Source organism: Flavobacterium sp. ZB4R12 (genome assembly GCF_048276375.1).
In the GTDB taxonomy this organism is placed as follows: Bacteria; Bacteroidota; Bacteroidia; order Flavobacteriales; family Flavobacteriaceae; genus Flavobacterium; species Flavobacterium gawalongense.
Map to the genome: position 1 here is coordinate 1 of NZ_JBLNKS010000049.1, position 1332 is coordinate 1332.

The following is a 1332-nucleotide window of genomic DNA, read 5'->3' on the forward strand; positions in this document are numbered from 1 at the left end:
TGGTTATTGCGGCGGGGCTCACCTCTTCCCATCCCGAACAGAGTAGTTAAGCCCGCCTGCGCAGATGGTACTGCAGTTATGTGGGAGAGTATGTCGTCGCCTTTCTTTAATCTGAACTCGTTTCAGATTCTATAAATCCTCATCATGAATTTGATGAGGATTTTTTTTGTTGAATAGTTTTTTTATTACATTAACCCAACTTGCAGAAAATAACATGTAAAGTATTTAATATGTATGATTTACGGTTGTTGTTTTTATATTTGGGGACTACAAATTTTATACTTTCTATATATGCTTTTCGATTTAGTTGCCGTTTTTCCTTAAAATCAAGCCATTATTGATTTTTAATTACATATAAATGATTATTCTTTTTGTTGGTAAACATAAAAATTTAATTTACAATTAAATGTTAAAATATGAGTACTACAAACACAAAAAACTCCTTAAGAACTAAACGTAAAAAATTAACTGTACCTCCCATTGGAATCACCATCTCATTTGTTCTTTAATTGGGCTTAATTTTAATTATTTAACAAATATTTAACTTTTTGCTTGCAAGTTGGATTAAAGGATTTTTTGGACCAAGCTATATTTTTGAGGACTGGCATAATTATGCATATAATTTAGTTATCCTAAACAAGAAGAATTCAATATCTCTGACACCTTTAAATTTGCTCTAATTTTTTTTGTATTAAAAGACCCCGCGGAAGCATTTGTACTTCTATTATCAAAATAGTTTAAAATTGGTTCATAATGGATTTGTATCGATTTTGAAATCGTGTTGAAGGATTTAAATCCAGCATCGCTACTTTATTATACCACTACGCTAATTTCAATCTAGCTATATTTTATCCGTATTATTTTCATAAATGTAACTTAGACTTTGTGATAACTCGTACGCTTTTTCTATACTTGGATACAATTCAAATAATAAAGAAGCTCTTTGAACTTGTGTTTGAGTCCATTTATTTCTGGATTTGAATAATATATTATGACTATCCGTAACTAATACCAAGTTGTTTCTAATGCAGCAATCATAAGCCTATCCGATAGTTTGTCCCCAAAATATCTTCTGTTAAATTTGTAGCAGAACTCGTCAAGATAATACTGTAAGTAACAGGAACGATATATTGTCGTATTTTATAGGGTCAAACCCTCAATGACTATGTAGTTTGCCTCTAAAAACATATACGACATTATTTTAATCAAATTACTTACATATTGTTGATTTACGCAATTATGATGGATGCCTAAAAGTACTTTCTTGGCATTACTGATTGTTCTGTTTACCCAAGGAAATACCTTTGCCGATTTTTGCTTGTTTGGTTCCAC

General features: G+C 30.6%; 2 protein-coding genes, 1 rRNA gene and 2 pseudogenes. 1 reads left to right on the top strand and 4 read right to left on the bottom strand.

All coding sequences use genetic code 11. From position 1 onward, the window contains the following. Nucleotides 1-105, top strand: a 5S ribosomal RNA gene (rrf, locus tag ACNO7W_RS16335); the annotation flags it as partial. Between the two features lie 522 nt (nt 106-627). On the opposite strand, the gene ACNO7W_RS16340 is transcribed toward rrf, so the two are convergent. From ACNO7W_RS16340 to ACNO7W_RS16355, 4 genes and pseudogenes are all read right to left on the bottom strand, one after another. Then, nucleotides 628-777, bottom strand: coding sequence for a hypothetical protein (locus ACNO7W_RS16340; protein ID WP_417938924.1), 150 nt, complete (start codon nt 775-777; stop codon nt 628-630). 64 nt (nt 778-841) lie between these two features. Further along, on the bottom strand, nt 842-1015 hold the full coding sequence (locus tag ACNO7W_RS16345) for a transposase (RefSeq protein ID WP_417938923.1): 174 nt from the start codon (nt 1013-1015) through the stop codon (nt 842-844). Further along, nucleotides 1006-1116, bottom strand: a pseudogene (locus tag ACNO7W_RS16350) (IS1595 family transposase); the annotation flags it as partial. The pseudogene ACNO7W_RS16350 and the gene ACNO7W_RS16345, both read right to left, overlap by 10 nt. A 24-nt stretch (nt 1117-1140) precedes the next feature. Next, nucleotides 1141-1332: pseudogene (locus ACNO7W_RS16355) on the bottom strand (hypothetical protein); the annotation flags it as partial.